Below are 24,045 nucleotides of genomic sequence, written 5' to 3' on the forward strand. Positions count from 1 at the left end.
GGCTGTGGCCAACCAGGGAAAAAAGTAAAGTAAAGCGGACGACGGCGGCTGGTCACCTCAGGTGACCAGCCGCCGTCGTTTGCTGTTAAGCCGGGAACCTCAGCCGTGCTCGATGCTGCTGTTCGGGTGCCAGGCGCCGGTCACGAGATACGTGACTTTCTGGGCCACGGACACGCCGTGGTCGGCAAATCGCTCGAAGTAGCGGCTGGCCAGGGCCACGTCCACGGTGGTGGCAGGGGATTCCTGCCAGTCGCTGCGGGCGATCGCCTTGAATACGCTCAGGTGCAGGTCGTTCACCGCAGTGTTGGCTTTGAGGATGTCGCGGGCAACTTCAAGATCCCGGGTCTCCAGCAGCTCGGTGAGCTTGGTGGCGATCTGGATGTCCTGTTCAGCGAAGCTCTTGAAGGTCTCCGTGAGCGACGCCGGAATCACCGTGGAGGGGAAGCGGAGACGCGCCAGCTGGGCAATGTGGCGGGCGAGGTCACCCATGCGTTCCAGGGAGGCGCTCATCCGTAGCGATCCGACGATCATGCGCAGGTCGCTGGCGACGGGACCCTGAAGGGCAAGGATGTCAATGGCGCGCTCGTCGAGGCTGTTCTGCAGGAAGTCGATCCGGGCATCCGCAGCGATGACGTCCTGGGCAAGGTCGACGTCGGCGACCTCAAATGACGTCGTTGCCTTGACGATCGCCTCGCTGACCAGCTTTGAAATCTCGATGAGGTCTTCGCCCACCTGGGCGAGCTCTTCCTGAAAAACCTTACGCACGTAGGCGTCCTTTCCTTAGAGATTCCGCCCCGCCGCCGCAGCGGCGGTCAGAATCTCGTGTCACCGTTCCGGCAGTCCAACTGGCCACTCTTCCAGCACCGGGTGAACTGTTACGCACCTCTAGATGAACGTTAGCTGAATCCGGCCCGTTCTGGTCGTGAAGCGGCTGTTGGCGCTTTTTGAAAGCATAAGCTGGAGCCGTGGATCCAATGCTCATCGGTGTCATCGCCGGCCTGCTCGGCCTGTCGTTCGGCGTCTTTGGCGTGCTCGCGTTCAGGGTCAGTGAGCAGCAAAGGAAACTCGTGGACGTCGAATACGACGAGCCCGCACTGCCGCCGGGATCCGCCGAGGTGCTCGCCGTCGTCGGCAAGGCCTTCGTGGTGGTGGACGCCATCGATGGCGTGGTCCGGGCAAGTCCCGCCGCCTACGCGTACGGTCTGGTGCGCGGCCATACCGTGGTGCACCGCGAGCTCCTTGACATGACGGCGAATGTCCGCCGGGACGGTGTCATTCTGGAGAAGCGCCTCGAGCTGCCGCGCGGGCCTCTGGGGCAGGGGACCATCATCGTGCAGGTCCGGGCAGCCATGCTTGGGGAGGAATATATCCTCCTGCTGGCCGACGACCGGACCGAGATCACCCGCACCGAGGAGATCCGCAACGACTTCGTGGCCAACGTGTCCCATGAACTGAAAACGCCCGTGGGCGCCATTTCCCTCCTCGCGGAGGCGCTTGAATCGTCCGCGGACGACGAAGAAGCCGTTCGGCGGTTCGCCACGCGCATGCACAAGGAGTCAGCACGGCTCGCCGCCCTGGTGCAGGACATCATCGAATTGTCACGCCTGCAGGGCGCGGACGTGGCGCAGCAGGGCCACGCCGTGGACATCAATGACGTGATCTCCGAGTCCGTGGACCGTTCACAGCTGCCGGCCGAGAGCAAGAACATCCAGATCGTCATCGGCGGCCGCGTTGATGCAAAGGTCTACGGCGACCAGGACCTTCTCGTCACAGCCCTGCGCAACCTTATCGACAACGCCATCCGCTATTCACCGGAGAACACCCGCGTGGGGATCGGAGTGCGTGCGAAGGAAGGCCTGATTGCGATCTCCGTGACCGACCAGGGCGAAGGCCTGTCGGCCGAAGACCAGGAACGAATTTTTGAACGTTTCTATCGTGTGGATGCAGCACGTTCGCGGCACACCGGCGGCACCGGACTGGGCCTGAGCATCGTCAAGCATGTCATTTCCAACCATGGCGGAGAGGTCACCGTGTGGTCGCAGCCGGGGCAGGGGTCCACGTTCACCCTCCGCCTGCCTGAAATGGAAGGGCAATCGCCGAATGACAAAGAACCGAACGACGCCGCCGGCGTCCATAAACGAGGAGCTACCGCTTGAGCAGGATTCTTATAGTTGAGGACGAGGAGTCGTTCAGCGACCCCCTGTCCTATCTGCTGGGCAAGGAAGGGTTCGAGGTGGAGGTCGTCGACAACGGGCTGGACGCGATTACCGAATTTGACCGCAACGGGGCCGACCTCGTGCTGCTGGACCTGCAGCTGCCGGGCCTGTCAGGTACGGAAGTGTGCCGCCAGCTGCGCCAGCGATCCAGCGTGCCGGTGATTATGCTGACCGCCAAGGACTCAGAAATAGATAAAGTCGTGGGTCTTGAACTTGGTGCCGACGACTACGTCACCAAGCCGTACTCGTCACGCGAGCTGGTGGCCCGGGTCCGGGCCGTGCTCCGGCGCCAGGGGGAGCCGGAGGAACTTGTTTCCTCCACAGTGCAGGCGGGCCCGGTACGGATGGACATCGAACGCCACGTTGTCAGCGTCGGTGGCGAGCAGGTTTCACTCCCGCTGAAGGAATTTGAGCTCCTCGAGATGCTGCTGCGGAATTCAGGCAGGGTGCTGACCCGCGGCCAGCTGATTGACCGGGTCTGGGGTTCCGATTACGTGGGTGACACGAAGACCCTTGACGTCCACGTCAAACGACTGCGCAGCAAGATCGAACCCGACCCGTCCCTCCCGAGGTACCTGGTGACCGTCCGCGGACTGGGTTACAAGTTCGAACCCTAGAGCCGGCTCCAGCCGTGGCCAGCAGGTGTGACATGCAAAGTCTGACCTGGCAAAGAAGGAGGGGCTCCCGGGTGGGAGCCCCTCCTTCTTCAATACGTCAGGTGTGCGGTGGTCCGCTGACCGGCGAGGCGTCAGTGGCTTTCGCTGGGCGTCGGCGTGCTGCTTTCGCTCGGGGTTGCGGACTCACTCGGAGTTGCCGAGTCGCTCGGCGATGCCGTCCCGCTGGGGCTAGCGCCAGGAACGTACTGTGCGTACTCCTTGAGCGTGCCGTCAACGACGGGGATCTTGACGGTCTTGTTGACGTTGGTTCCGTCTTCGGTGGCCTTGACGTCCACGACGGCGCCGGGCTTGGCGCCGGCGGTGCTCAGGATGGCCTCGTCCGCGGAATTGTTGAGCAGCGTGTAGGAGTTCTTCTTCACCGACACCTCAGTCTGCGAGCCCTCGGCTCCGTTGAGGGTGAGCTTGACGTCCTTGGAAGAGGAGTTGTAGACAGCGCCGATCAGACGGCCGGGCTGATTTTCGCCGGAAGCAACGATCAGCATGTTCCGCAGCTGCAGCGGGCCAACGTCGGAGCGGGTTCCGTCGGAGGCGGCGTACTGCTCGGAGGTCTGCTGGGCGTTGATGTAGCTGCAGCCCGTCAGTGCCAGCAGTCCGACGCTCAGGGCGGCAGCCGCCATTGCCAACTTGCCGTGCTGGCCCCGGTTCATCGCAGTGAAACGCACGTCACGCACTCCTAGAAAGTCTTGAAACAGTTTTCAGCCATAGCCTATCGGCAAACGGGGCCAAACGAGGATTCGGCCAGTACACATAAGCGCCCGCTTCGGAACCTCCTGCGGAGCGAACCAGGCTCGCTGGCTACCCGTGCGTAACGCTTGTCGGCGGGTGGCGGATGCACTATTATCCGCTTTCGTCAAGGGGTCTGAGCGGCTGATTCGGGCCATTTTCCGCGGATTCTCGCGGTTCCGGACCCCGATCCGTGCCAGTCATATGCCTTAATCGTGATAAACTGGTCTGCGGGAAAGGGGAAAGTCCACATGGTTTTTGAGGTCGGCGAGACAGTAGTTTACCCTCACCACGGTGCAGCAAAAATTGAAGAAATCAAGATGCGCACTGTCAAGGGCGAAGAGAAGATGTATCTCAAGCTCAAGGTGGCTCAGGGTGATCTGACCATTGAAGTTCCAGCAGAGAACGTTGACCTCGTTGGGGTACGCGACGTAGTGGGCAAGGAAGGTTTGGAGCACGTATTCGATGTGCTCCGGGCCGAGTTCACTGAAGAGCCCACCAACTGGTCGCGTCGTTACAAGGCAAATCTGGAGAAGCTTGCTTCCGGTGACGTTATCAAGGTTGCAGAGGTCGTCCGCGACCTGTGGCGCCGGGATCACGATCGGGGCCTTTCCGCAGGCGAGAAGCGAATGCTGGCCAAGGCACGGCAGATTCTGATTTCAGAGTTGGCTTTGGCTGAAAAGACCGACGAAGAGAAGGCTGCAAGCGTTCTCGACGAGGTTCTGGCTTCCTGAGAATTGAACCCCGGTGGCAGAAATGCCGCCGGGGTTTCTTTTTGCCCAAAAACACCAACTGCGCGTAATGGGCTGGGGCGGCCGGCCGGGACGTAGGCTAGACCGCATGAGCGATGCACCCACGCGCCCCGTCACCGCCGTCATCCTGGTCGCCGCAGGATCCGGGCAGCGGCTTGGCTACGGCATGCCGAAGGCCGCCGTGCCGCTCGGCGGCGACCCCATCCTCCTGCACGCCCTCCGCGGGATCGTCGCCGCCGGCGTAGCAGGCCAGGTCTGCGTGGCGCTGCCCCCGGGAGATGACGGGCTGCGGCAGATGCTGGACGACTTCCGGCTGGAGCTGGCGGATGGCGGCCCGCTCCTGACGACGGTCGACGGCGGGGCCACCAGGGCGGATTCCGTCCGGTCGGCGCTGGCCGCCCTGGAGGACGGGACCGAGGCGGTGCTCGTCCACGACGCGGCCCGTGCGCTGGCCCCCGAGTCGGTATTCCATCGGGTGGCTCAGGCGCTGGCCGCCGGAGCCTTGGCTGTCATCCCGGTCATCCCGGTGGTGGACACCGTCAAGACCGTTGCGGCCACCACCGGCGAAGACTCGGACATTGCCCCCGAGCTCGTGACGGGAACTGCCCCCCGGGACGAACTGCGGGCGGTCCAGACCCCGCAGGGTTTCAGCTTTGCAACCTTGAAAGCGGCCCATGAGGCCGCCCTGCAGTTTGACGAAAGCCGCGCGGCCGCGGTGACTGACGACGCCATGCTGGTGGAGCTTCTCGGCGTGCCGGTCCACGCCGTGCGCGGAGCCAGCCAGTCCCTGAAAATCACCACCCCTTTGGATCTCATCATTGCTGAAGGCCTCCTGGAGGGTCCCCTGGGTGCCCGCTGGGTGGAGGGCTGAAGAGCGTGAGCGTAGAAGAGCCGACTGAGGCAGCGAGGATGATCCTGCCCCGCACCGGCATCGGCATTGACGTGCATGCCTTCGCCCCGGAAAGTGAACCGCGGGCGCTGTGGCTGGGCGGGTTGTTGTGGGAGGGAGAGCAGGGGCTGGCCGGCCATTCCGACGGCGATGCGGTGGCCCATGCCGCCGCCGACGCCCTGTTCTCCGCGAGCGGGATCGGCGATCTTGGTACGCATTTCGGCACGGACCGGCCGGAGTTGGCAGGCGCCTCCGGCGTCACCCTGTTGGCTGAAGCGGCCAGGATCGTCCGGGCTGCGGGCTTTGAGATCGGCAATGTCGCCGTCCAGTTCGTGGGGAACAGGCCCAAGTTCGGTCCCCGCCGCGAAGAGTCGCAGCGCATCCTGACTGAGGCCGCTGGTGCTCCGGTGAGCGTCACGGCCACCACCAGCGACGGGCTCGGCTTCACAGGCCGCGGGGAAGGTATCTCCGCCGTGGCCACTGCACTCGTTTACCCGGCTCTCTAGCTGTCACTCCACACGGCCGCATCGCCTAGGCTGGAATACAGCACCGGCCGCACCCAGTGAGCCGAGAACAGCCCGTACCGCCACATCAGGAGACCCGCCGTGAAAAAGCTGCTTCCCGCCGTCGTGATTGCCTGCCTGCTCCTTGCGGGCTGTGCCGGAACGCCCCGGATGAGCGTCGGCGAGAGCTGCACCTTCCTCCAGGGCGACACGTTCAAGCCGACCGGAAACCAGCAGCAGCAGGCGGACCAGATCGCCAAGCACTACCAGGAGGTTGCCGACAAGGTGGCCCAGGAACTCGCCGATCCGATCCAGAAGATGGCCGACGTCATGAAGCAGGTGGCCGGTACGTCGCTGGGGGACAAGAGCGCAGAGCAGCTGGACGAGCTCAAAAAGCAGAACAACAGGATCGGCGAGGTCTGCAAGTAAGCGCCACCAATGGCATCGGCTAATCTGGAGCGGTGACCCTGCGCTTTTACGACACTGCATCCGCCGAAGTCCGGAACTTCGTTCCCCTGGTACCCGGCAAAGCGAGCCTGTACTACTGCGGTGCCACGGTGCAGGGAATGCCGCATGTGGGACATATTCGCTCTGCCATTGCGTTCGACCAGCTAACCCGCTGGCTGCAGTACCGCGGCCTGCGCGTCACCGTGGTCCGGAACGTCACGGACATCGACGACAAGATCCTGGCCAAGTCTGCGGCATCCTTTGAGCCCGACATCGAGCAGGAACCGGATACCGTCCGGGAAGAGGAATGGTGGGCACTGGCCTACCGGTATGAGCAGGAGTTCCTCAAGGCCTACGACACTCTTGGCGTCTCGCGCCCCACCTACGAACCGCGCGCCACCGGCCACATCCCGGAGATGCACGCGCTGATCCAGCAGCTGATCGACCGCGGCCACGCCTACCCCGCCCTGGACGGCTCGGGTGATGTCTACTTCGACGTGCGCTCCTGGAACAAGTACGGCTCGCTGACGCGCCAGAAGCTCGACGACATGCAGGGGGCAACTGACGCTGACCCTCGCGGCAAGAAGGACCCGCGCGACTTCGCGCTCTGGAAAGGCCACAAAGAAGGGGAGCCGACGACGGCGAGCTGGGTTTCGCCGTGGGGCGCCGGCCGCCCGGGCTGGCACCTTGAATGCTCTGCCATGGTCACCAAATACCTCGGCACGGAGTTCGACATCCACGGCGGCGGCCTCGACCTGCGCTTCCCACACCACGAGAACGAGATGGCCCAGTCCCAGGCTGCAGGCCACGGCTTCGCGAACTTCTGGATGCACAACGGCATGGTCACGTACCAGGGCGAGAAGATGTCCAAATCCGTGGGCAACACCGTGAGCCCCGCCGAGATGCTTGACCTAGCTTCGCCGCGCGTCGTCCGTTATTACCTTGGGCAGGCGCAGTACCGCTCGGTGCTGGACTACCAGCCGACCTCACTGCAGGAGGCCACCGCCGCCGTCGAACGCATTGACGGCTTCATTGCGCGTGCGGTCCGGACGCTTTCAGCTGACGGCGCGCTGCTCTTCGGCAGCTACGGCACGGTGCCGGACGCGTTCGCCGCAGCCATGGACGACGACCTGAACGTCCCACAGGCCCTTGCGGTGCTGCACGATACGGTCCGGGCAGGAAACTCCGCCCTCGTCGCCGGCGATCTCGAGGCCGCACGGCGGGCGCTGGCCAGTGTCACCGACATGCTCCGGGTCTTGGGAATCAGTGACGCGGCGCAGCCAGCCGTCGACGATCAAGCCGCCGCAGCGCTCGGTGTGCTCGTGGAGGCGCAGCTGGCCGCCAGGGCCGACGCCCGGTCAAAGAAGGATTGGACGGCCTCGGACGCCATCCGCGACACCCTCACGGCCGCCGGCGTCGTGGTGGAAGACGGCGCCGACGGAGCCACCTGGAGCCTCCAGCGCGGTTGAGCCGGCCGTCCCCGCTCCGCCCGGGTCAACGATTTAACTTGAGTCAGTAGACTGGAGTTCAGACTTACTCAATACAACCAAGGGTGGAACTCATGGCCAACAACGGTCGCCCGGGCGCAATCCGCAAGCTCAAGAAGGGCCCCACCACCGGAACCGGTGGCCACGGCCGTAAGGCCCTCGAAGGCAAGGGGCCCACCCCCAAGGCCGAGGATCGTCCCTATCACAAGGCGTACAAGAGCAAGCAGCTCTCGGAGCGCTCCGAGGCCAAGCGGTCCGGCGGCGGCCGCAACGCCGGCGCACGCTCCGGCCCGAAGGGCCGTGCCACGGAAGAAGTGGTCACCGGCCGCAACTCCGTCGTCGAGGCCCTCCGCGCCGGTATTCCTGCGAAGGCCCTGCACGTGGCGATCCGGATCGAAATGGACGACCGTGTGAAGGAGTCCCTCAAGCTTGCGGCCGAACGCGGCATCCCGCTGCTGGAAACCGGCAAGCCCGAGCTGGACCGCATGACCGACGACGCCGTGCACCAGGGCCTCGTGCTGCAGATCCCGCCGTACGAGTACCAGGACGCCTACGACCTCGCCGAGCAGACAGTCGACCGGTGGAAGAAGGGGCATGTGTCCAACGCGCCCCTGTTCGTCGCGCTCGATGGCATCACTGATCCCCGCAACCTTGGCGCCATCATCCGCTCGGTCTCGGCCTTCAGCGGCCACGGCGTGATCGTCCCGGAACGCCGTTCCGTGGGTGTCACGGCCTCCGCCTGGAAGACTAGCGCCGGCGCTGCCGTCCGCGTGCCCGTCGCCCGCGCCTCCAACCTGAACAACGCGCTCAAGCAGTTCAAGAACATGGGCATCTTCGTCCTGGGGCTCGACGGCGACGGCGACGTCTCGCTGCCGGACCTCACCCTGGCCACCGAGCCGGTCTGCATCGTGGTGGGTTCCGAGGGCAAGGGCCTCAGCCGTCTCGTCCGGGAAAACTGCGACCAGATCGTCTCGATCCCCATTGACTCCGCCATGGAATCACTCAACGCCTCCATGGCCGTCGGTATCTCCCTCTACGAAGTCAGCCGCCAGCGCGCCGTCAAGTAAGTCCAGTTGCGGCCAGTCCGCCGTCAACGCAGTTTTGCCGTCTGGCCCCCAAGGGTCCACCGCAGCAGCCGCTTTGCCGTCGCTTAGCGGGATGCCCCTTCCCAAACTTCGCAAGCTCAGTTCGGGGCCCTCAGGGCATCCCTTCCTCCCGCCGCCTCATCCGGCCGCGGGCGGCCTTCTTCAGCTCTGGTCGGCGATGCGCTCCTTAGCAAAACGGCTGCTGCGGTTCGGCGGTTGTCTCACCAACAGCTACTGTCCAGAATCCCTCTCTCACCTTTCGCGCATAAATTGGAAACGCTGTCGCACTTCTCGTCGGAAAACGGGAAACGCTCTCGCACATGACGTGCGGGAGCTTTTCCTCTCTTGGAGAGAGAGCGTAAGACGACGGCCGCCGCAAAACCAGCGGTCGGCGATGAAGGGCCGAACACTAAGCGACGGCAAGGCGTCGGCGCCCGCGGAAGCGAACATCGGCAGTCGGCCGGCGGCAGCCCGCATAGAGACGGTCGGGCCGCCTAAGGCGTAGGCGTTTAGAACTCGCGGCGGTTGGCCAGGACCGGCAGCTTGGTTTGGGCTTCCTTGACGGCGGCGGGATCCAGGTCGGCGAACAGGAGGCCGGGGGCGGCGTCGAGCTCTTCCAGGACTTCGCCGAACGGCGAGACGACAGCGGAGTGCCCCACGCCTGTGGGCGCCGCGCCGCGCGGCTCAATCCCTTGCGTGGCCGGGTCGCCCTGGCCGCAGGCGAGCACGTAGGTGGTCGTATCCACAGCGCGGGCGCGGGCCAGGAGCTGCCACTGTTCCACCTTGCCTGGCCCTGAGCCCCAGGAGGCGCAGATGATGTTGGCAACTGCTCCGCGGTCGGCGTTGGCCGTAAAGAGGGCGGGGAAACGGATGTCGTAGCAGGTGGCCAGGCCGAAGGTGACGCCGCCGGCGTCGAAAGTCACGGGCCCTGTTCCCGCGTCCACGGTGTCAGATTCGAGGAAGCCGAAAGCGTCGAAGAGATGCACCTTGTCGTAGCTCGCTTCCACGCCCGGGCCAGTGACCAGCAGCGTGTTCCGGACCTTGAGGGGGCCTTCGCCGGATGATGCCCCCGGAGTGAACATGCCGGCCACGATCACGATGCCCATGTCGGCGGCAATGGCGCGGACCCGGGTGGCCCACGGACCGTTGAGGGGTTCGGCGATGTCAATTAGGGAATTCCCGAACGCCCGCATGGTGGCCTCCGGAAACACCACGAGCCCGGCTCCGCCATCCTTGGCTCGGCGGGCATGCTCCTCGACCAGTGCGAGATTGGCTTCGACATCGCGGCCGGTGATGATCTGGGCCAGTGCAATCTTCACAAATACCTCCACTCGGTGCGTCTTCCAGTATGCAGCGGAGCCGCGATCGGGGCCGCCGCACGTCACATGCCGGAATACATCGGCTTTTTGAACGTGACAGTTAAGCTTTAATCGATGGTAATGCCCTTAGTAGACACAGCCTCGACCGTGGACGCCTCGCACGCGTTCCCCCTCGGCGTAAGTTCAGTGCGCCCGGGGTCCTCCGACGGCTCGAAAAGCGGGCGCGCCAACGTAGCGGTCTATGCTCCCGGCATCCTTACCCTGGAAATCGGATACCTCGCTCCCGGCGGCGACTGGCGGATCCAGACCCTGCCGAACGTCACCAATGGCGTTCATCACGGCATCCTCGAGGGATTCCCGATCGGCTCGCGCTACGGCTTCCGCGCCGCCCCCGATGGGGAGGTTCTACCGCTTTCAGTTCCCACCGTGAATTTTGACGACTACGACGGCGACCGGCAGCCGCTGCTGCTCGATCCCTACGGACGCGCTGTAGACCAGCGGGACGGTTTTCTGACGAGTGTCCGGATGTCCAGCGATTTCGACTGGGGCGCCGATGATCGCCTGCATACGCCGTGGCGCAACACCATAATCTACGAGGCACATGTCCGCGGGCAAAGCATGCTGCACCCGGACATTCCAGAGCCGCTGCGCGGCACTTACGCCGGCATGGCACACCCCGCGATGATTGAGCACCTGACAGGACTCGGAATTACCGCAGTGCAGCTGCTGCCGGTACATTTCCACCTCGACGAACCGCATCTTCAAAACCTGGGCCTGACCAATTACTGGGGCTACAACACGGCGGCCTTCTTTGCCCCGCACCCCGGGTACGCTACGCGGTCCGCGCAGGAGTCCGGCCCGCAGGCGGTCCAGGATGAGTTCAAGGGCATGGTCAAGCTCTTGCACGCCGCAGGTATCGAAGTGATCCTGGACGTGGTCTATAACCACACCGCCGAAGGCGGACACGACGGGCACACAGTTTCGTTCCGCGGCCTGGGGGAAAAGAAGTACTACCGCTCCGACGACAGCGGGAAATACATCGACACCACAGGCTGTGGGAATTCGCTCAACTTCGGCGAGCCCCGTGTGATCCAGCTCGTTCTGGACTCGCTCCGCTACTGGGTGGACGAATTCCACATCGACGGTTTCCGTTTCGACCTGGCCGTGACGCTCTGCCGGAATGCCGCCAACGATTTTGATCCGAACCACCCGTTCCTGGTGGCCGTCGCCGGCGATCCGGTGCTCTCCAGGGTCAAGCTGATCGCCGAACCCTGGGACGTCGGCTATGGGGGCTGGCAGACAGGCCGGTTCCCGGGTGGCTGGGTGGACTGGAACGACCACTACCGCGACGCCCTGCGCTCGTTCTGGCTTGCTGACCGCGCGGCGATCGACGCCGGTGGCCAGGGCGGATCCGTGGCCCGGCTGGCAGATGCCATGTCCGGTTCTGCGAGCCTGTTCCAGCCCTCAGGCCGTTCACGGCTCGCGTCGCTGAACTTCATCACGTCCCACGACGGTTTCACCCTGGCCGACTTGGTGTCCTATGACCGCAAGCACAACGAGGCCAACGGGGAGCAGAACCGCGACGGGCACGGCGACAACCGCAGCTACAACCACGGGTTTGAAGGCCGCACCGAGGATGAAACTATCCTTGCACGGAGGGCGCAGACCCGGCGGAATCTGATGGCTTCGCTCATGATCTCTCTCGGCGTCCCCATGATCACGGCGGGCGATGAACTGGGCCGCACGCAGCAAGGCAACAACAACGCCTATTGCCAGGACAACCCCCTCGCCTGGGTCGACTGGACCAGCACCCCGGAATCCCACGCCATGCTCCGGAGCACCAAGCGGGTCATTCGGCTCCGACGGGAATTCCTTGCAGGCCAGCCGCACGATTACCCGGTGCGGGACGCGCAGTCGTACCTGTACTGGTATGACCAGGATGGCGAGCCGATGACCATGGAGCGGTGGAATGATCCGCGGCACCGCGTGGTGCAGCTGCTGCTGGGCTCCGATGACGGGCAGGTGGCCGGGCTGGTTGTGGTCAACGGCGGCCGCGATGACGTCAGGGTCACCCTTCCCCAGGTCACCAATGACGACGGCGTCGGCAAAAGGATGTTCGAACTGCGCCTCACCACCTCCGATCTTCATGACCGCCGCCAAGGCTTCCGCGTGGCGTCGGGGGAGCGGGACCTCGTACAGGCCAACACGATCAACATCTACCGCACCTAGTATCAGCAGACAGGGAAAGCATAGATATGCGCCGTTTACTGGCTGCGGTGGTGCTGATTGCGCTGCTCGGATTGGCACTTGTCGTGTCCAACGGGCTGCAGCCACAGGCCGGCAGTCCCGCACAGGCACCGTCCGGAACCGTTGCACCGTCCCGCACCCCCGCCCCCGCGTCCTCTCGCGCACCCTCGGCTGCTGGCCAGACCACAGGCATCCCCAACCCCTCCGGCCTCGCCACGATCAGGGAGTCCCAGCTCCCCGCCGAAGGCCGCCGGATTCTCACGCTCATACGCCAGGGCGGTCCGTTCCCTTATGAGCGCGATGGAGTGACCTTCGGAAACCTTGAACGCATCCTGCCGCGCAAGTCGGGCGGCTACTACAGGGAGTACACCGTTCCCACTCCCGGGGAATCCGACCGGGGCGCCCGAAGGATCGTGGCAGGCAAGTCCGGCGAAAAGTACTACACCCCGGACCACTACGAGTCGTTCAAGTTCATAGCAGAGGGTAAGTAGCACCATGAAAATCTATTCCGTGGACACCTGGACAGTCGACGAGCTGCGTGACCAGCTTGCGGACGCCGGCCGCCGCAGCCTCCTGATCCCGGCAGCGGGCTCCAAGAAAGAGGTGCTGACCCGTTTCGGGGAAGCCCTGGATTTCCCGGAGCACTACGGAGTGAACCTGGACGCCCTCAACGACTCGCTGCACGACTTCGCCGACGCCATTTCCGACGACGGCCAGGAACCAGTGACGGTCATCTGGCAGGTGCCAGCGGCCTTCCGCAGCGACAGGTCCTTCGGAGTCATCTGCGAGGTCCTGCAGGACGCCGAAAGCTACGCCGGCAAGGACCTGTCAGTCATCGCCGTGTTCCTCTAGCAACCTCTGCCTACGCGTTCACGATCAGGCCCAGCTCGGCCTTGGACGCCAGTGCCTCGTGCTTGGGCAACACCCGCACTGTGTAGCCGAAGGATCCGGAGCGGTCGATCACGATTGAGCCTGTGAACAGGTACCGGCCGCTGCCGAGCTCATCCTTCGGCTCCAGTTCCACAAGGGTCACGTTGGCGAGTTCGTCGCTTTCCTCGGCCTGGCCGTACGCAACTTCCACAGACACGTCGTCGGGCGTCAGGTCGTGCAGCCCCACGTACGCGTTGACCTGCAGAGTATCGCCGATCTGCGGTTCCTCGGACACTCCCAGGGAGTCCACGTGTTCCACATGCAGCTGGGGCCAGGCCTCGCGGACCCTGGACGTCCAGGCTGCGAGTTCCCTGGCCTGGGCGAAGGAATCCGCAACGGCGTGCCGGCCCGAAATGGCAGCAGGCCTGTACAGGATGTTGACGTAGTCCTGCAGCATCCGTTCGGCGGACACCGCCGGTCCCAGGTGGGCGAGCGTGTGCTTGATCATGGACACCCAGTGGGTGGGGATCTTCTCCCGCCCTGAAGACGACGGCCCGGCAGCGCCGGCCGCCTCGGACACAGTACTGCCGTAGAAGCGCGGTGCCACCTGCGTCTCAAGCAGTTCGTACAGCGCCGCGGCCTCGATATCGTCGCGTTCCTCCGATGAGGCTCCGTTGTTGGCGGTCGGAATCGCCCAGCCGTTCTCGCCGTCGTACATCTCATCCCACCAGCCGTCGAGCACCGAAAGGTTGAGGGATCCGTTGATGGCGGCCTTCATGCCGGACGTGCCGCAGGCTTCCAGCGGGCGCAGCGGGTTGTTGAGCCAGACGTCGCAGCCCGGGAAGAGCGTGCGGGCCATGGCGATGTCGTAGTTCGGCAGGAAGACGATACGGTGCCGGACCTTCGGGTCATCCGTAAAGCGCACCAGGTCCTGGATCATCTTCTTGCCGGCATCGTCTGCGGGGTGCGACTTGCCGGCAATGACCAGCTGGATGGGGTGCTCCTTGTGCAGCAGCAGAGCCTTGAGCCGTTCCGGTTCGCGCAGCATCAGCGTCAGCCGCTTGTAGGTGGGCACGCGCCGGGCGAAGCCGATGGTCAGGACATCCGGGTCAAGCACCGAGTCCGTCCAGCCGAGTTCGGCGTCGGCGGCGCCTCGTTTCTTCCACGCCGCACGCAGCCGGCGCCGGACGTCCTCGACGAGCGAGACGCGCATTTCGCGCCGGAGCGCCCAGACTTCGGCGTCGCTGACGTTGTAGGCGAGGTCCCACCGGCCCATTACTTCAGCTTCCACGCCGAATCTTTCACGGGCGAGCTTGGAAATCCTCGAGTCGACCCACGTGGGTACGTGCACGCCGTTGGTCACGGACGTGATGGGCACCTCGGAATGGTCGAATCCCGGCCAGAGCGCCGCGAACATGCCGCGGGATACTTCACCGTGTAGTTTGGCCACGCCGTTGGCCCGCTGCGCGAGGCGGAGCCCCATGACGGCCATGTTGAACACGAAGGGGTTGCCGTCGGCGAAGTCTTCGCGTCCCAGATCCAGGATCCGGGACGTGGGGACGTCCGGGGCAAGGCCCGCCTCGAAGAAATGCTGGATCTGCGCGACTTCGAAGCGGTCGATGCCGGCCGGAACAGGGGTGTGCGTGGTGAACACAGTCGATGCGCGCCCCGCGGCAAGGGCCTCATTGAACGTGAGTGACTGCTCCCCGGCCATCAGTTCCTGGATCCGTTCGATCCCGAGGAAACCGGCGTGGCCTTCGTTGGTGTGGAACACCTCCGGCGCTGTGGTGCCCGTGAGCCGCTGGTAGACGCGCAGCGCCTTCACCCCGCCCATGCCCAGCAGCAGTTCCTGCTGCAGACGGTGGTCGCCTCCGCCGCCGTACAGGCGGTCTGTGATGCCGCGGGCGGCGTCGTCGTTGCCGGGAACGTTGGAGTCCAACAGCAGGAGGGGGACACGTCCGACGTCGGCACGCCAGATGTGCGCCAAAAGGCGCCGCCCGCTGGGCAGCGGCAGCGCGATCTGGATGGGCTTGCCGTTTCCGTCCGCCGACGGCTCCCGGAGCAGCGTCAGGGGCAGGCCATCCGGATCAATCACCGGATAGGTTTCCTGCTGCCAGGCGTCGCGGGACAGGGACTGCTTGAAGTAGCCGGCCTGGTACAGCAAACCCACACCGATCAATGGAACGCCGAGGTCCGAGGCAGCCTTCAAGTGGTCGCCGGCGAGGATGCCGAGGCCGCCGGAGTACTGCGGGAGAACCTCCGTGATGCCGAATTCTGGTGAGAAGTACGCGATGGAGGCGGGGGCGTCGTCCCCCAGGCTCTGGTACCAGCGCGGCTCTTGAAGGTACCGGTCCAGGTCCTCGGCCGCGGAGTGCACACGCGCCACGACATCCTGGTCGGTCGCCAGCCGGTGCATTTCCTCCCGGCCGACAAGACCGAGGAAGTTGACCGGATCGTTGCCGCTTTCAGCCCAAACTTTGGGGTTGAGTCCCTCGAAGAGTTCCCTGGTGGGCCGGTGCCAGGACCAGCGCAGGTTGGTGGCCAAGCGGGCAAGCGGCCGGATCGGTTCAGGAAGAACGGTTCGGACGGTAAATCTGCGGATTGCCTTCACCTGCGTCACACTAACGGACAAGATGAACGGCCGGAACCGGATTGGATTACTTTCCGGTAAATGACGAATCAGTTCGCTAATTAAGATCGCAGGCTTAGCATTTCCCTCCTTTTCTCGCTAACGTCGAGCCTGTGACGACTAACACGCGAACCAGTGCCCCCTCCAAGCAAACGCCGAAAGTTTCGATCATGGATGGCCTTCGATTCGGCCGTTTCCCGATCACCAACGTTCAGCCGGTTGTGGAAGGGGGGAAGTACCCCGCCAAGGCGCTCCCCGGCGAAGGGATCGTGGTCAGCGCACAGTCGTTCCGCGAAGGCCACGACATGTTGGGGGTCAGCGCCGTCCTCCTGGATCCCAAGGGCAAAGAGCGCCAGCGCGTGCGCCTTCAGCCGCCGGCCGGTGACCGTGGCAAGGGTACAGACCTTTGGGAGGGTATGCTGACTCCCACTTCCACCGGCAACTGGTCCTTCGTGATCGAAGCATGGCATGACCGCTATGGCACGTGGCACCACAACGCCGAGGTCAAGGTCGAGGCGGGCATCGACGTAGAGCTGATGCTCGATGAAGGCGCCGCCCTGTTGTCGCAGGCGGCAGAGGAGCCGTTCCGCAACTCCACCGACAGGCGGACGCTTCGTACCGCCGTCGTCGGTCTCTCCGACACCTCCAGGTCCGCCGAAGAGCGTCTGGCTGCCGGCTTCGGCGCGGACGTTGCCGAGATTGTGGGCCGCGAGCCGATCCGCGAGCTTGTTACAGTCTCCGAACCGTTTCCCCTGCTGGTTGAGCGGGATCTCGCCGGCCGCGGATCCTGGTATGAGTTCTTCCCCCGTTCCGAGGGCGCCGTCCGCAACCACGAGACCGGCGCCTGGACGTCCGGCACCTTCAGGACTGCGGCCAACAGGCTGCCGGCCGTCGCGGACATGGGTTTCGACGTCATCTACATGCCCCCGATCCACCCCATTGGCATCCAGCACCGCAAAGGCCCCAACAACACGCTGATCGCGGGCCCGAACGACCCCGGATCCCCGTGGGCCATCGGGGCCAAAGAGGGCGGCCACGACGCCATCCACCCGGAACTCGGCACGTTCGAGGACTTCGACGCGTTCGTGGCCCGCGCCAACGAGCTGGGCCTCGAAGTCGCGCTGGATCTGGCCCTCCAGGCCGCGCCTGACCACCCGTGGGTCACGTCCAACCCGGAATGGTTCACCACCCGCGTGGATGGCAGCATCGCATACGCTGAAAATCCTCCGAAAAAGTACCAGGACATCTATCCCCTCAACTTCGACAACGATCCCGAGGGCCTGTCCAGGGAAATCCTGCGCATCGTCCAGCTCTGGGTCAGCCACGGGGTGAAGATCTTCCGCGTGGACAACCCGCACACCAAACCTGTCTGGTTCTGGGAGTGGCTCATCGGCAAGGTCAACAAGAAAAACCCGGAAGTCGTCTTCCTGGCGGAGGCCTTCACCCGGCCCGCCATGATGCACGCGCTCGGCAGGGCCGGCTTCCAGCAGTCCTACACGTACTTCACGTGGCGGAACACCAAGAAGGAACTGGAGGAGTACTTCCAGGAGGTCAGCCACGACTCGCCGGCGTACTTCCGGCCGAATTTCTTCGTCAATACTCCGGATATCCTCACCGAGTACCTCCAGTACGGTGGTCCCGCGGCGTTCAAGATCCGTGCTGCACTTGCGGCGACGGCCAGCCCGTTGTGGGGCGTGTACGCCGGCTTCGAACTGTACGAACATGTGGCCAGGCCCGGGGCGGAAGAGTACATCGACAACGAGAAGTTCGAGTACAAGGCCAGGGACTGGGAGGCCGCTGCCGCGTCGGGGCGGACGCTGGCCCCTTACCTGACCAGGCTCAACGAGATCCGCAAGACCCACCCGGCGCTGGGGGACCTGCAGAACCTGACTGTGCACCGCAGCACGGATGACGCCACAGTGGTCTATTCCAAGCACAAGACACTCCCGGATGGCACCAAGGACACCCTCATCGTGGTGGTCAACGTGGATCCGCACAGCACGCGGGAAAGCACGGTATCGCTTGATCTCGCCGCGCTGCAGCTCGACCCGGCAGACCTCACGCCGAACGGCGGCTTCAGGGTGGATGATTTGATCTCGGGCGAGACGTGGGAATGGGGCGAATACAACTACGTCAGACTCGATGCCCATGTAGAACCTGCACACATCCTGAACATCCGGAGGTAGCCTCAATTGAGTTTCAGCCCGCAGAACCCGAGTCACCACTTCACACCGAAGAGCACGTTCGAGCTCAATGCGCCGGGATTGCAACACGATCCTCTGTGGTACCGGAAGGCGGTGTTCTATGAAGTGCTTGTCCGGGGCTTCGCGGATGCGAACGGCGACGGTTCAGGCGACTTCCATGGACTGATCGAGAAACTCGACTACCTGCAGTGGCTGGGCGTGGACTGCCTTTGGCTTCCGCCTTTCTTCCAGTCGCCGCTCCGGGACGGCGGCTATGACATCTCCGACTACAACTCGGTGCTGGACGAGTTTGGAACCATCAGTGACTTCAAGCGGCTCGTGGCCGAGGCCCATGCCCGCGGCGTTCGGGTCATCATCGACCTCCCGCTGAACCACACCTCGGACCAACACCCGTGGTTCCAGGAGTCGCGGAAGGATCCGGACGGTCCTTTCGGCGACTTCTACGTGTGGAGCGACACCGACGAAAAGTACCAGGATGCCCGCATCATCTTCGTGGACACGGAGGAGTCCAACTGGACCTTCGACCCCATCCGGCGCCAGTTCTTCTGGCACCGTTTTTTCAGCCACCAGCCCGACCTCAATTTCGAGAACCCCAAGGTCATCGACGCTCTGTTCGACGTCGTGCGGTTCTGGCTGGACCAGGGAATCGACGGCTTCCGCGCCGACGCGATCCCCTACCTCTTCGAGGAGGAAGGCACCAACTGCGAGAACCTGCCTGCCACCCACGAGTTCCTCCGCAAGCTGCGGAAGATGGTGGATGAGAGCTATCCCGGCAGGGTGATCATCGCGGAGGCCAACCAGCCGCCCAACGAAGTGGTGGAGTATTTCGGCACCGAGGAGGAACCGGAGTGCCACATGGCTTTCCACTTCCCGATCATGCCTCGGCTGTACTACGCGCTGCGCGACCAAAAGGCAGCCCCGATCATCGAGACCATGCATGACACGCCGGAGATCCCCGAGGGTGCGCAGTGGGGAACCTTCCTTCGAAACCACGATGAGCTGACGCTGGAAATGGTCACCGCCGACGAACGGGCGGCGATGCTTGGCTGGTATGCCCCGGATCCGCGCATGCGGGCCAACATCGGCATCCGGCGCCGGCTGGCGCCGCTGCTGGATAACTCCAGGGCGGAAATCGAACTCATCAACGCGATGCTGCTGTCCTTGCCGGGGAGCCCCTTTCTTTACTACGGGGACGAAATCGGCATGGGCGACAACATCTGGCTGGAAGACCGCGACGCCGTCCGCACACCCATGCAGTGGAACCCGGACCGGAACGCCGGGTTCTCCAACGCGGATCCCGGCAAGCTCTACCTTCCGGTGATCCAGTCGCTGGTCTACAACTACAACATGGCCAATGTTGAGGCCGAGGCCGCGCACTCAGGGTCGCTGCTTCGCTGGACACGGCAGATCCTGAGTGTCCGGCGCAACCACGCGGCGTTCGGGCTGGGCGGCTTCAAGCACGTGGAAGCCGACCACGAAGTGGTGCTGGCCTACGTGCGCGAATTGCCGGAAGGTAACTCCGCCGGCGAACCGCCCGAAACCATCCTGTGCGCCTTCAACCTCTCGCAGCACCCCGTGGCGACCACGCTGAGGCTTCCGCAGTTTGCGGGACGCGGGCTCCGGGACGTGTTCGGCGGCCAGCCCTTTCCCGGCGTCGGAGACGACGGGAACCTGACCCTTACCCTTGGCAGCCACGACTTCTTCTGGCTCCGGGTACGTTCGGCTGCGTCCAACCCGGCGTCACCTTTCACCCAGGCGATGCCCATCCTGTCCATTGAGGGGTGACATGAGCCAATCTACGCTGACACCAACGCTCGAAGAGCTGCTTCGCCAATGGCTGCCGCGCCAGCGGTGGTTCCCGGTGAAGTCCGCCGAATTCTCGCTTGCTCCCGTGGGCGGACTCATCCTCAACGAGTCGTCGGGTGAGGTGGGCCTTGAGGTCTTCCTCGCCGCCGTGGTCTCCGAAACTGCCGACGGCGGCCCCCGCACCGATGTGGTGCAGGTGCCGCTCAGCTACCGGCGCGAACCGCTGCCCGGGGCCGAGAGCGCGCTCATCGGCGAAAGTGACCACGCGGATTTGGGGCACCGTTGGGTCTACGACGCCGTCCATGATCCGGTGTTCATTGCCGAATGGCTGGAGCTTATGCGGACGGAGGGAACCGCGGCGGCCGGCACGGCCAGCGGGCACCTCTCCGGCGCCGGCCAGCCCCTTCCGCGTGCCACCGGCACGGTCCGGGTCCTGTCGGGCGAACAGTCCAACAGTTCGGTGATCGTCGACGACGGCGCCTCCGCGGCTATCGTGAAATTCTTCCGTGTGCTTTCGGCCGGCCGCAATCCGGAGGTGGAAGTGGGGGCAGCCCTGTCCGCCGCGAGGACCTCTGAAGTCCCGGCCACCCTCGGCTGGGTCACAGGCGAGTGGTTTCCGCAGCGGGCGCGGACATCGTCCGCAGGGTCCGGCCCGGAGACCGCTGCGGCAGGCACGGCCCAGGGCGAATTGGCGGTAGCCCACGAGTTCCTGGCCGGAGGCCGGGATGCCTGGCGGCTGGCGGTTGATGCGGCCAGCGCAGGAGCGGACTTCACCGAGCAGGCGCACTCGCTGGGCCATGCCACGGCCACCGTCCACCGTCGGCTCGCCGAGACGCTGGGGGTTTCCTCAGAAGCCGTCCCGGGCGGGGTCATAGCGCCTGGAGTAGCCCAGCGGGTGCGGCAGGCCTGGAGCGAGGCCGGCCCCGCCGTCGGGCCCCACGAAAGCGAGCTGGAAAGCCTCCTTAAGCAACTCGAGGGTGTCCCGGCGGGTGCGCTCCAGCGCATCCACGGTGACCTCCACCTTGGCCAGATCCTCCAAGTTCCGGGCCGTGAAGGCGACTCGGACCGGTGGGCCATTCTTGACTTCGAGGGTGAGCCGCTGCGGCCCATCTCTGAACGGAACTTCCCCGACGTCCCGCTAAGGGACGTGGTGGGCATGCTGCGCTCATTTGACTATGCCGCGGGAGCCGCGGAGCGCGAGGGGAGCGGTGCCCGGGTGCCCGAGTCGTGGGTGGACGACTGCGCCGAGGCCTTCCTGGCCGGCTACTTGGAAGTCACCCCCGGCACCATAGACCGGAACTCCCCGCTCTTTGTGGCATTGTGGCTGGACAAGGCGTTATACGAAGTCGTGTATGAATTGCGCAACAGGCCCGACTGGCTGGCTATTCCGGTGAATGCATCCAGGCGGCTCCTCAGCAAGAAAGGCCCCGGCGAACCGGCCGCGGCCGCAGCGGAAGGTAATAAGATGACAGGCTCTGCACCTACAGATCGGCCCCAGGTCCCTCTCCATGTGGATGCGCATACGCTTTCGCGCGTGGCGGCCGGAGAGCACCACGCCCCACACTCTGTGCTTGGTGCCCATCTGGATGACTACGGCCACGTAACCATCCGCACCGTCAAGCACCTGGCCGAAGCCGTCACTGTGGTGACCGCGGCCGGTTCGATGCCGATGACCCACGAATCAGAGGGCGTGTGGGTTGCCGTGCTGGAGCCCCTGCAGGCCGGTCACGTGCCGGACTATCGGCTTGAGGTGACATACGAGGGTGCGGAACCTGTGACGGTGGACGAACCGTACCGCTACCTTCCGACGGTGGGCGAAGTGGATCTGCACCTGATCGGAGAGGGCCGCCACGAGACGCTCTGGACGGTGCTCGGCGCCCACGTCCAGCACTATAAGTCCTCGCTGGGGGACGTCGACGGCGTGTCCTTCGCGGTGTGGGCCCCCAACGCCGAGGCCGTGCGCGTTAAGGGTGACTTCAATGCCTGGGACGGGCGCGAAAACTCATTGCGCTCCCTTGGCTCCTCCGGCGTCTGGGAATTGTTCGTCCCGGGCGTTGTAGCAGGCGCGTGCTACAAATACGAGATCAAGACCAAGGCCGGCCACTGGGTTGAGAAGGCCGACCCCCTGGCATTCGGCACCGAGGTCCCGCCGCTGACCGCCTCGAGGGTGGTTGACTCCCACTACCGGTTCGAGGACGCGGACTGGATGAAGGCCCGGGCCGAGCGGGACCCGCACAACTCGCCCATGAGCGTCTACGAGGTCCACCTCGGATCGTGGCGCCTCGGCCTGAGCTACCGCGAACTGGCCAAGGAACTCGTTGACTATGTGCAGTGGCTTGGCTTCAGCCACGTTGAGTTCATGCCGGTGGCCGAACACCCCTTCGGCGGCTCCTGGGGCTATCAGGTCACCTCCTACTTTGCCCCGACGTCACGCTTCGGCCACCCTGACGAGTTCCGGTACCTGGTGGATGCGCTCCACCAGGCTGGCATCGGGGTCCTCCTTGACTGGGTCCCGGCGCACTTCCCCAAGGACAACTGGGCCCTGGCCCAGTTCGACGGTCAGCCGCTGTACGAACATGCCGATCCCAACCTGGGGGAACACCCGGACTGGGGAACCCTGATCTTCGACTTCGGCCGCACCGAGGTCCGCAACTTCCTCGTGGCCAACGCGCTCTACTGGCTCGATGAATTCCACATCGACGGACTGCGCGTGGACGCGGTCGCGTCCATGCTCTATCTGGATTACTCCCGTGAAGAGGGTCAGTGGCAGCCGAACAGGTTCGGCGGCCGCGAAAACCTGGAGGCTATCTCCTTCCTCCAGGAGACCAACGCCACGGTCTACAAGACGCATCCCGGCGCGGTCATGATCGCTGAAGAATCCACCGCATTCCCTGGCGTGACGGGTCCCACCAGCCACGGCGGGCTGGGCTTCGGGCTCAAGTGGAACATGGGCTGGATGCACGATTCGCTCAAGTACGCGTCGGAAGATCCAGTCAACCGGAAGTGGCACCACGGGACGGTCACGTTCTCGCTGGTCTATGCCTTCACTGAGAACTTCCTGCTCCCCATCAGCCATGACGAGGTTGTCCACGGCAAGGGCTCGATGCTCCGCAAGATGCCCGGCGACCGCTGGCAGCAACTGGCGAACCTGCGGGCCTTCCTCGGTTACCAGTGGGCGCACCCGGGCAAGCAACTGATCTTCATGGGGACCGAGTTCGGCCAGGAAGCCGAATGGTCCGAGCAGCACGGCCTGGACTGGTGGCTGGCCGACATTCCGGCCCACCGCGGGATTCAGCTCCTCACGAAGGATCTGAACGAGCTGTACAAGTCCACTCCTGCGTTGTATTCACGCGACAACGAGCCCGGCGGATTCCAGTGGATCAACGGGGCTGACGCGGACCGCAATGTGCTGACCTTTGTCCGTTGGGACACTGAGGGCAACCCGCTGGTCGTAGCGGTTAACTTCTCGGGTGGGCCGCACAAGGAGTACGCCCTTGGGGTGCCGTCCGCCGGTGCCTGGACTGAAGTACTCAACACCGATGCGCCGGCATACGGTGGTTCCGGCGTTCTCAACGCGGGGAACCTGACGGCGGAGGACGAAGGTCTCGATGGCCAGCCCGCCACCCTGACTGTGACGCTGCCGCCGCTGGGTGCTGCATACTTCAAGCCGGCAGGCACGGGCGCTCCGAAACTGCAGAGCCGGTCAGCTGCAGCAGAAGCGCCGGACACCACGGTGAGTTGAGGCCGTCTGGTTCAGCCGGCCGTAGGGTCAGCCGACCGTAAGTGTCGGCAGAACACCTTTTCAAGGCCGGCTGATGAGGCCCGGAATCCGCGTGATTCCGGGCCTCATCCGTCCCTTCTGCGCCTGGGTTGGCCTCTGGCAAAAGTAGTGGTAGAGTTTATTTCCGCGCCGCTCCCCGGAGTTGGTCGGTAAAGCGAGTAGGATGCCCCAGGGCGTCACGAAGCCGCGGACGCCGATTTGACCAGGGTGAAGCGAGCGGGTAAGCTTGAAAAGTTGCTCCGGAGCGATCTGCGACTGGTTGTTTGGTTGTGGTGGTGCCGGGTGTGTCTGTTGTTTGAGAACTCAATAGTGTGCCAAGTTTGTTGATACCGGTTTATTTTATATGAATTGGTTGAATTGACCAGGTTGCGCCGCCCCTGTGGTGTGGTCTGGTTTTTACAGCTGGTTTC

18 protein-coding genes are annotated in these 24,045 nt (G+C 64.4%); 14 read left to right on the forward strand and 4 right to left on the reverse strand.

The genetic code is table 11. From position 1 onward, the window contains the following. Nucleotides 1–99: 99 nt before the first annotated feature. The gene (gene phoU, locus LQ144_RS20065) at nt 100–765 is read right to left on the reverse strand and encodes a phosphate signaling complex protein PhoU (RefSeq protein WP_230120756.1); all 666 of its coding nucleotides are present in this window, start codon (nt 763–765) and stop codon (nt 100–102) included. 209 nt (nt 766–974) lie between these two features. On the opposite strand from phoU, the gene LQ144_RS20070 reads away from it, so the two are divergent. Together LQ144_RS20070 and LQ144_RS20075 are read left to right on the forward strand one after the other, a co-directional pair. Beyond that, nucleotides 975–2,156, forward strand: a complete 1,182-nt coding sequence (locus LQ144_RS20070; RefSeq protein WP_230120798.1) for an ATP-binding protein — start codon at nt 975–977, stop codon at nt 2,154–2,156. Then, complete coding sequence (locus tag LQ144_RS20075; protein ID WP_230120758.1) at nt 2,153–2,833, forward strand: response regulator transcription factor; 681 nt, start codon at nt 2,153–2,155, stop codon at nt 2,831–2,833. Before LQ144_RS20070 ends, LQ144_RS20075 begins: the two co-directional genes overlap by 4 nt. Nucleotides 2,834–2,964: 131 nt before the next feature. On the opposite strand, the gene LQ144_RS20080 is transcribed toward LQ144_RS20075, so the two are convergent. Then, on the reverse strand, nt 2,965–3,540 hold the full coding sequence (locus tag LQ144_RS20080; protein ID WP_230120799.1) for a hypothetical protein: 576 nt from the start codon (nt 3,538–3,540) through the stop codon (nt 2,965–2,967). Nucleotides 3,541–3,867: 327 nt separating this feature from the next. Here LQ144_RS20080 and LQ144_RS20085 point away from each other — a divergent pair, with 327 nt between their 5' ends. From LQ144_RS20085 to rlmB, 6 genes are all read left to right on the forward strand, one after another. Then, entirely contained in the window at nt 3,868–4,350 is a 483-nt protein-coding gene (locus LQ144_RS20085; RefSeq protein ID WP_026266570.1) for a CarD family transcriptional regulator, read from the forward strand. A gap of 106 nt (nt 4,351–4,456) precedes the next feature. After that, a complete protein-coding gene (ispD, locus tag LQ144_RS20090; protein ID WP_230120760.1) occupies nt 4,457–5,239 on the forward strand; it encodes a 2-C-methyl-D-erythritol 4-phosphate cytidylyltransferase in 783 nt (260 codons plus the stop codon). Nucleotides 5,240–5,277: 38 nt separating this feature from the next. Continuing rightward, nucleotides 5,278–5,763, forward strand: a complete 486-nt coding sequence (gene ispF, locus LQ144_RS20095) for a 2-C-methyl-D-erythritol 2,4-cyclodiphosphate synthase (protein ID WP_230120806.1) — start codon at nt 5,278–5,280, stop codon at nt 5,761–5,763. A gap of 99 nt (nt 5,764–5,862) precedes the next feature. Beyond that, nucleotides 5,863–6,189, forward strand: coding sequence for a hypothetical protein (locus tag LQ144_RS20100; RefSeq protein WP_230120762.1), 327 nt, complete (start codon nt 5,863–5,865; stop codon nt 6,187–6,189). 32 nt (nt 6,190–6,221) lie between these two features. Next, nucleotides 6,222–7,676: a cysteine--tRNA ligase gene (gene cysS / locus LQ144_RS20105; RefSeq protein WP_230120764.1), complete on the forward strand. Its 1,455-nt coding sequence runs from the start codon at nt 6,222–6,224 to the stop codon at nt 7,674–7,676. Between the two features lie 92 nt (nt 7,677–7,768). Further along, nucleotides 7,769–8,761 carry a 23S rRNA (guanosine(2251)-2'-O)-methyltransferase RlmB gene (gene rlmB, locus LQ144_RS20110; RefSeq protein WP_230120771.1) on the forward strand — a complete coding sequence of 331 codons (993 nt, stop codon included), beginning with the start codon at nt 7,769–7,771 and terminating at the stop codon, nt 8,759–8,761. Nucleotides 8,762–9,288: 527 nt separating this feature from the next. Here the strand turns inward: rlmB and LQ144_RS20115 are convergent. After that, the gene (locus LQ144_RS20115) at nt 9,289–10,098 is read right to left on the reverse strand and encodes a carbon-nitrogen hydrolase family protein (RefSeq protein ID WP_230120773.1); all 810 of its coding nucleotides are present in this window, start codon (nt 10,096–10,098) and stop codon (nt 9,289–9,291) included. Between the two features lie 114 nt (nt 10,099–10,212). Between LQ144_RS20115 and glgX the strand changes: the two genes are divergently transcribed. Genes glgX through LQ144_RS20130 form a run of 3 tightly spaced genes read left to right on the forward strand, consistent with a single transcriptional unit; the run spans nt 10,213 to nt 13,197 of the window. Next, entirely contained in the window at nt 10,213–12,327 is a 2,115-nt protein-coding gene (glgX, locus tag LQ144_RS20120; RefSeq protein ID WP_230120775.1) for a glycogen debranching protein GlgX, read from the forward strand. 26 nt (nt 12,328–12,353) lie between these two features. Further along, a complete protein-coding gene (locus tag LQ144_RS20125; protein WP_230120777.1) occupies nt 12,354–12,836 on the forward strand; it encodes a ribonuclease domain-containing protein in 483 nt (160 codons plus the stop codon). Nucleotides 12,837–12,840: 4 nt separating this feature from the next. Next, nucleotides 12,841–13,197 (forward strand): barstar family protein, encoded by a 357-nt coding sequence (locus LQ144_RS20130; RefSeq protein ID WP_230120779.1) that lies wholly within the window; start codon nt 12,841–12,843, stop codon nt 13,195–13,197. Nucleotides 13,198–13,207: 10 nt separating this feature from the next. Here the strand turns inward: LQ144_RS20130 and glgP are convergent, their stop codons facing one another. Beyond that, nucleotides 13,208–15,826 (reverse strand): alpha-glucan family phosphorylase, encoded by a 2,619-nt coding sequence (gene glgP, locus LQ144_RS20135; RefSeq protein WP_230120780.1) that lies wholly within the window; start codon nt 15,824–15,826, stop codon nt 13,208–13,210. A gap of 188 nt (nt 15,827–16,014) precedes the next feature. Here glgP and LQ144_RS20140 point away from each other — a divergent pair, with 188 nt between their 5' ends. From LQ144_RS20140 to LQ144_RS20150, 3 genes are read left to right on the forward strand one after another with little or no spacing between them, the layout of a single operon-like run. Continuing rightward, nucleotides 16,015–18,030 carry an alpha-1,4-glucan--maltose-1-phosphate maltosyltransferase gene (locus LQ144_RS20140; RefSeq protein ID WP_230120782.1) on the forward strand — a complete coding sequence of 672 codons (2,016 nt, stop codon included), beginning with the start codon at nt 16,015–16,017 and terminating at the stop codon, nt 18,028–18,030. Nucleotides 18,031–18,036: 6 nt separating this feature from the next. Then, entirely contained in the window at nt 18,037–19,833 is a 1,797-nt protein-coding gene (treS, locus tag LQ144_RS20145; protein WP_230120795.1) for a maltose alpha-D-glucosyltransferase, read from the forward strand. Nucleotide 19,834: 1 nt separating this feature from the next. Continuing rightward, a complete protein-coding gene (locus tag LQ144_RS20150; RefSeq protein ID WP_230120797.1) occupies nt 19,835–23,596 on the forward strand; it encodes a 1,4-alpha-glucan branching enzyme in 3,762 nt (1,253 codons plus the stop codon). Nucleotides 23,597–24,045 lie beyond the last annotated feature (449 nt).

Origin of the sequence: Arthrobacter sp. Bi83, assembly GCF_918698095.1 — a bacterium.
Lineage (GTDB): Bacteria > Actinomycetota > Actinomycetes > Actinomycetales > Micrococcaceae > Arthrobacter.

Excerpts from the sequence above, each read along its gene's own strand:
- LQ144_RS20070 (WP_230120798.1), top strand. The coding sequence starts at position 975 with ATGCTCATCGGTGTCATCGCCGGCCTGCTCGGCCTGTCGTTCGGCGTC.
- LQ144_RS20080 (WP_230120799.1), bottom strand. The coding sequence starts at position 3,540 with ATGAACCGGGGCCAGCACGGCAAGTTGGCAATGGCGGCTGCCGCCCTG.
- LQ144_RS20085 (WP_026266570.1), top strand. The coding sequence starts at position 3,868 with ATGGTTTTTGAGGTCGGCGAGACAGTAGTTTACCCTCACCACGGTGCA.
- ispD (WP_230120760.1), top strand. The coding sequence starts at position 4,457 with ATGAGCGATGCACCCACGCGCCCCGTCACCGCCGTCATCCTGGTCGCC.
- ispF (WP_230120806.1), top strand. The coding sequence starts at position 5,278 with ATGATCCTGCCCCGCACCGGCATCGGCATTGACGTGCATGCCTTCGCC.
- rlmB (WP_230120771.1), top strand. The coding sequence starts at position 7,769 with ATGGCCAACAACGGTCGCCCGGGCGCAATCCGCAAGCTCAAGAAGGGC.
- glgX (WP_230120775.1), top strand. The coding sequence starts at position 10,213 with ATGGTAATGCCCTTAGTAGACACAGCCTCGACCGTGGACGCCTCGCAC.
- LQ144_RS20125 (WP_230120777.1), top strand. The coding sequence starts at position 12,354 with ATGCGCCGTTTACTGGCTGCGGTGGTGCTGATTGCGCTGCTCGGATTG.
- LQ144_RS20130 (WP_230120779.1), top strand. The coding sequence starts at position 12,841 with ATGAAAATCTATTCCGTGGACACCTGGACAGTCGACGAGCTGCGTGAC.
- LQ144_RS20140 (WP_230120782.1), top strand. The coding sequence starts at position 16,015 with ATGGATGGCCTTCGATTCGGCCGTTTCCCGATCACCAACGTTCAGCCG.
- LQ144_RS20150 (WP_230120797.1), top strand. The coding sequence starts at position 19,835 with ATGAGCCAATCTACGCTGACACCAACGCTCGAAGAGCTGCTTCGCCAA.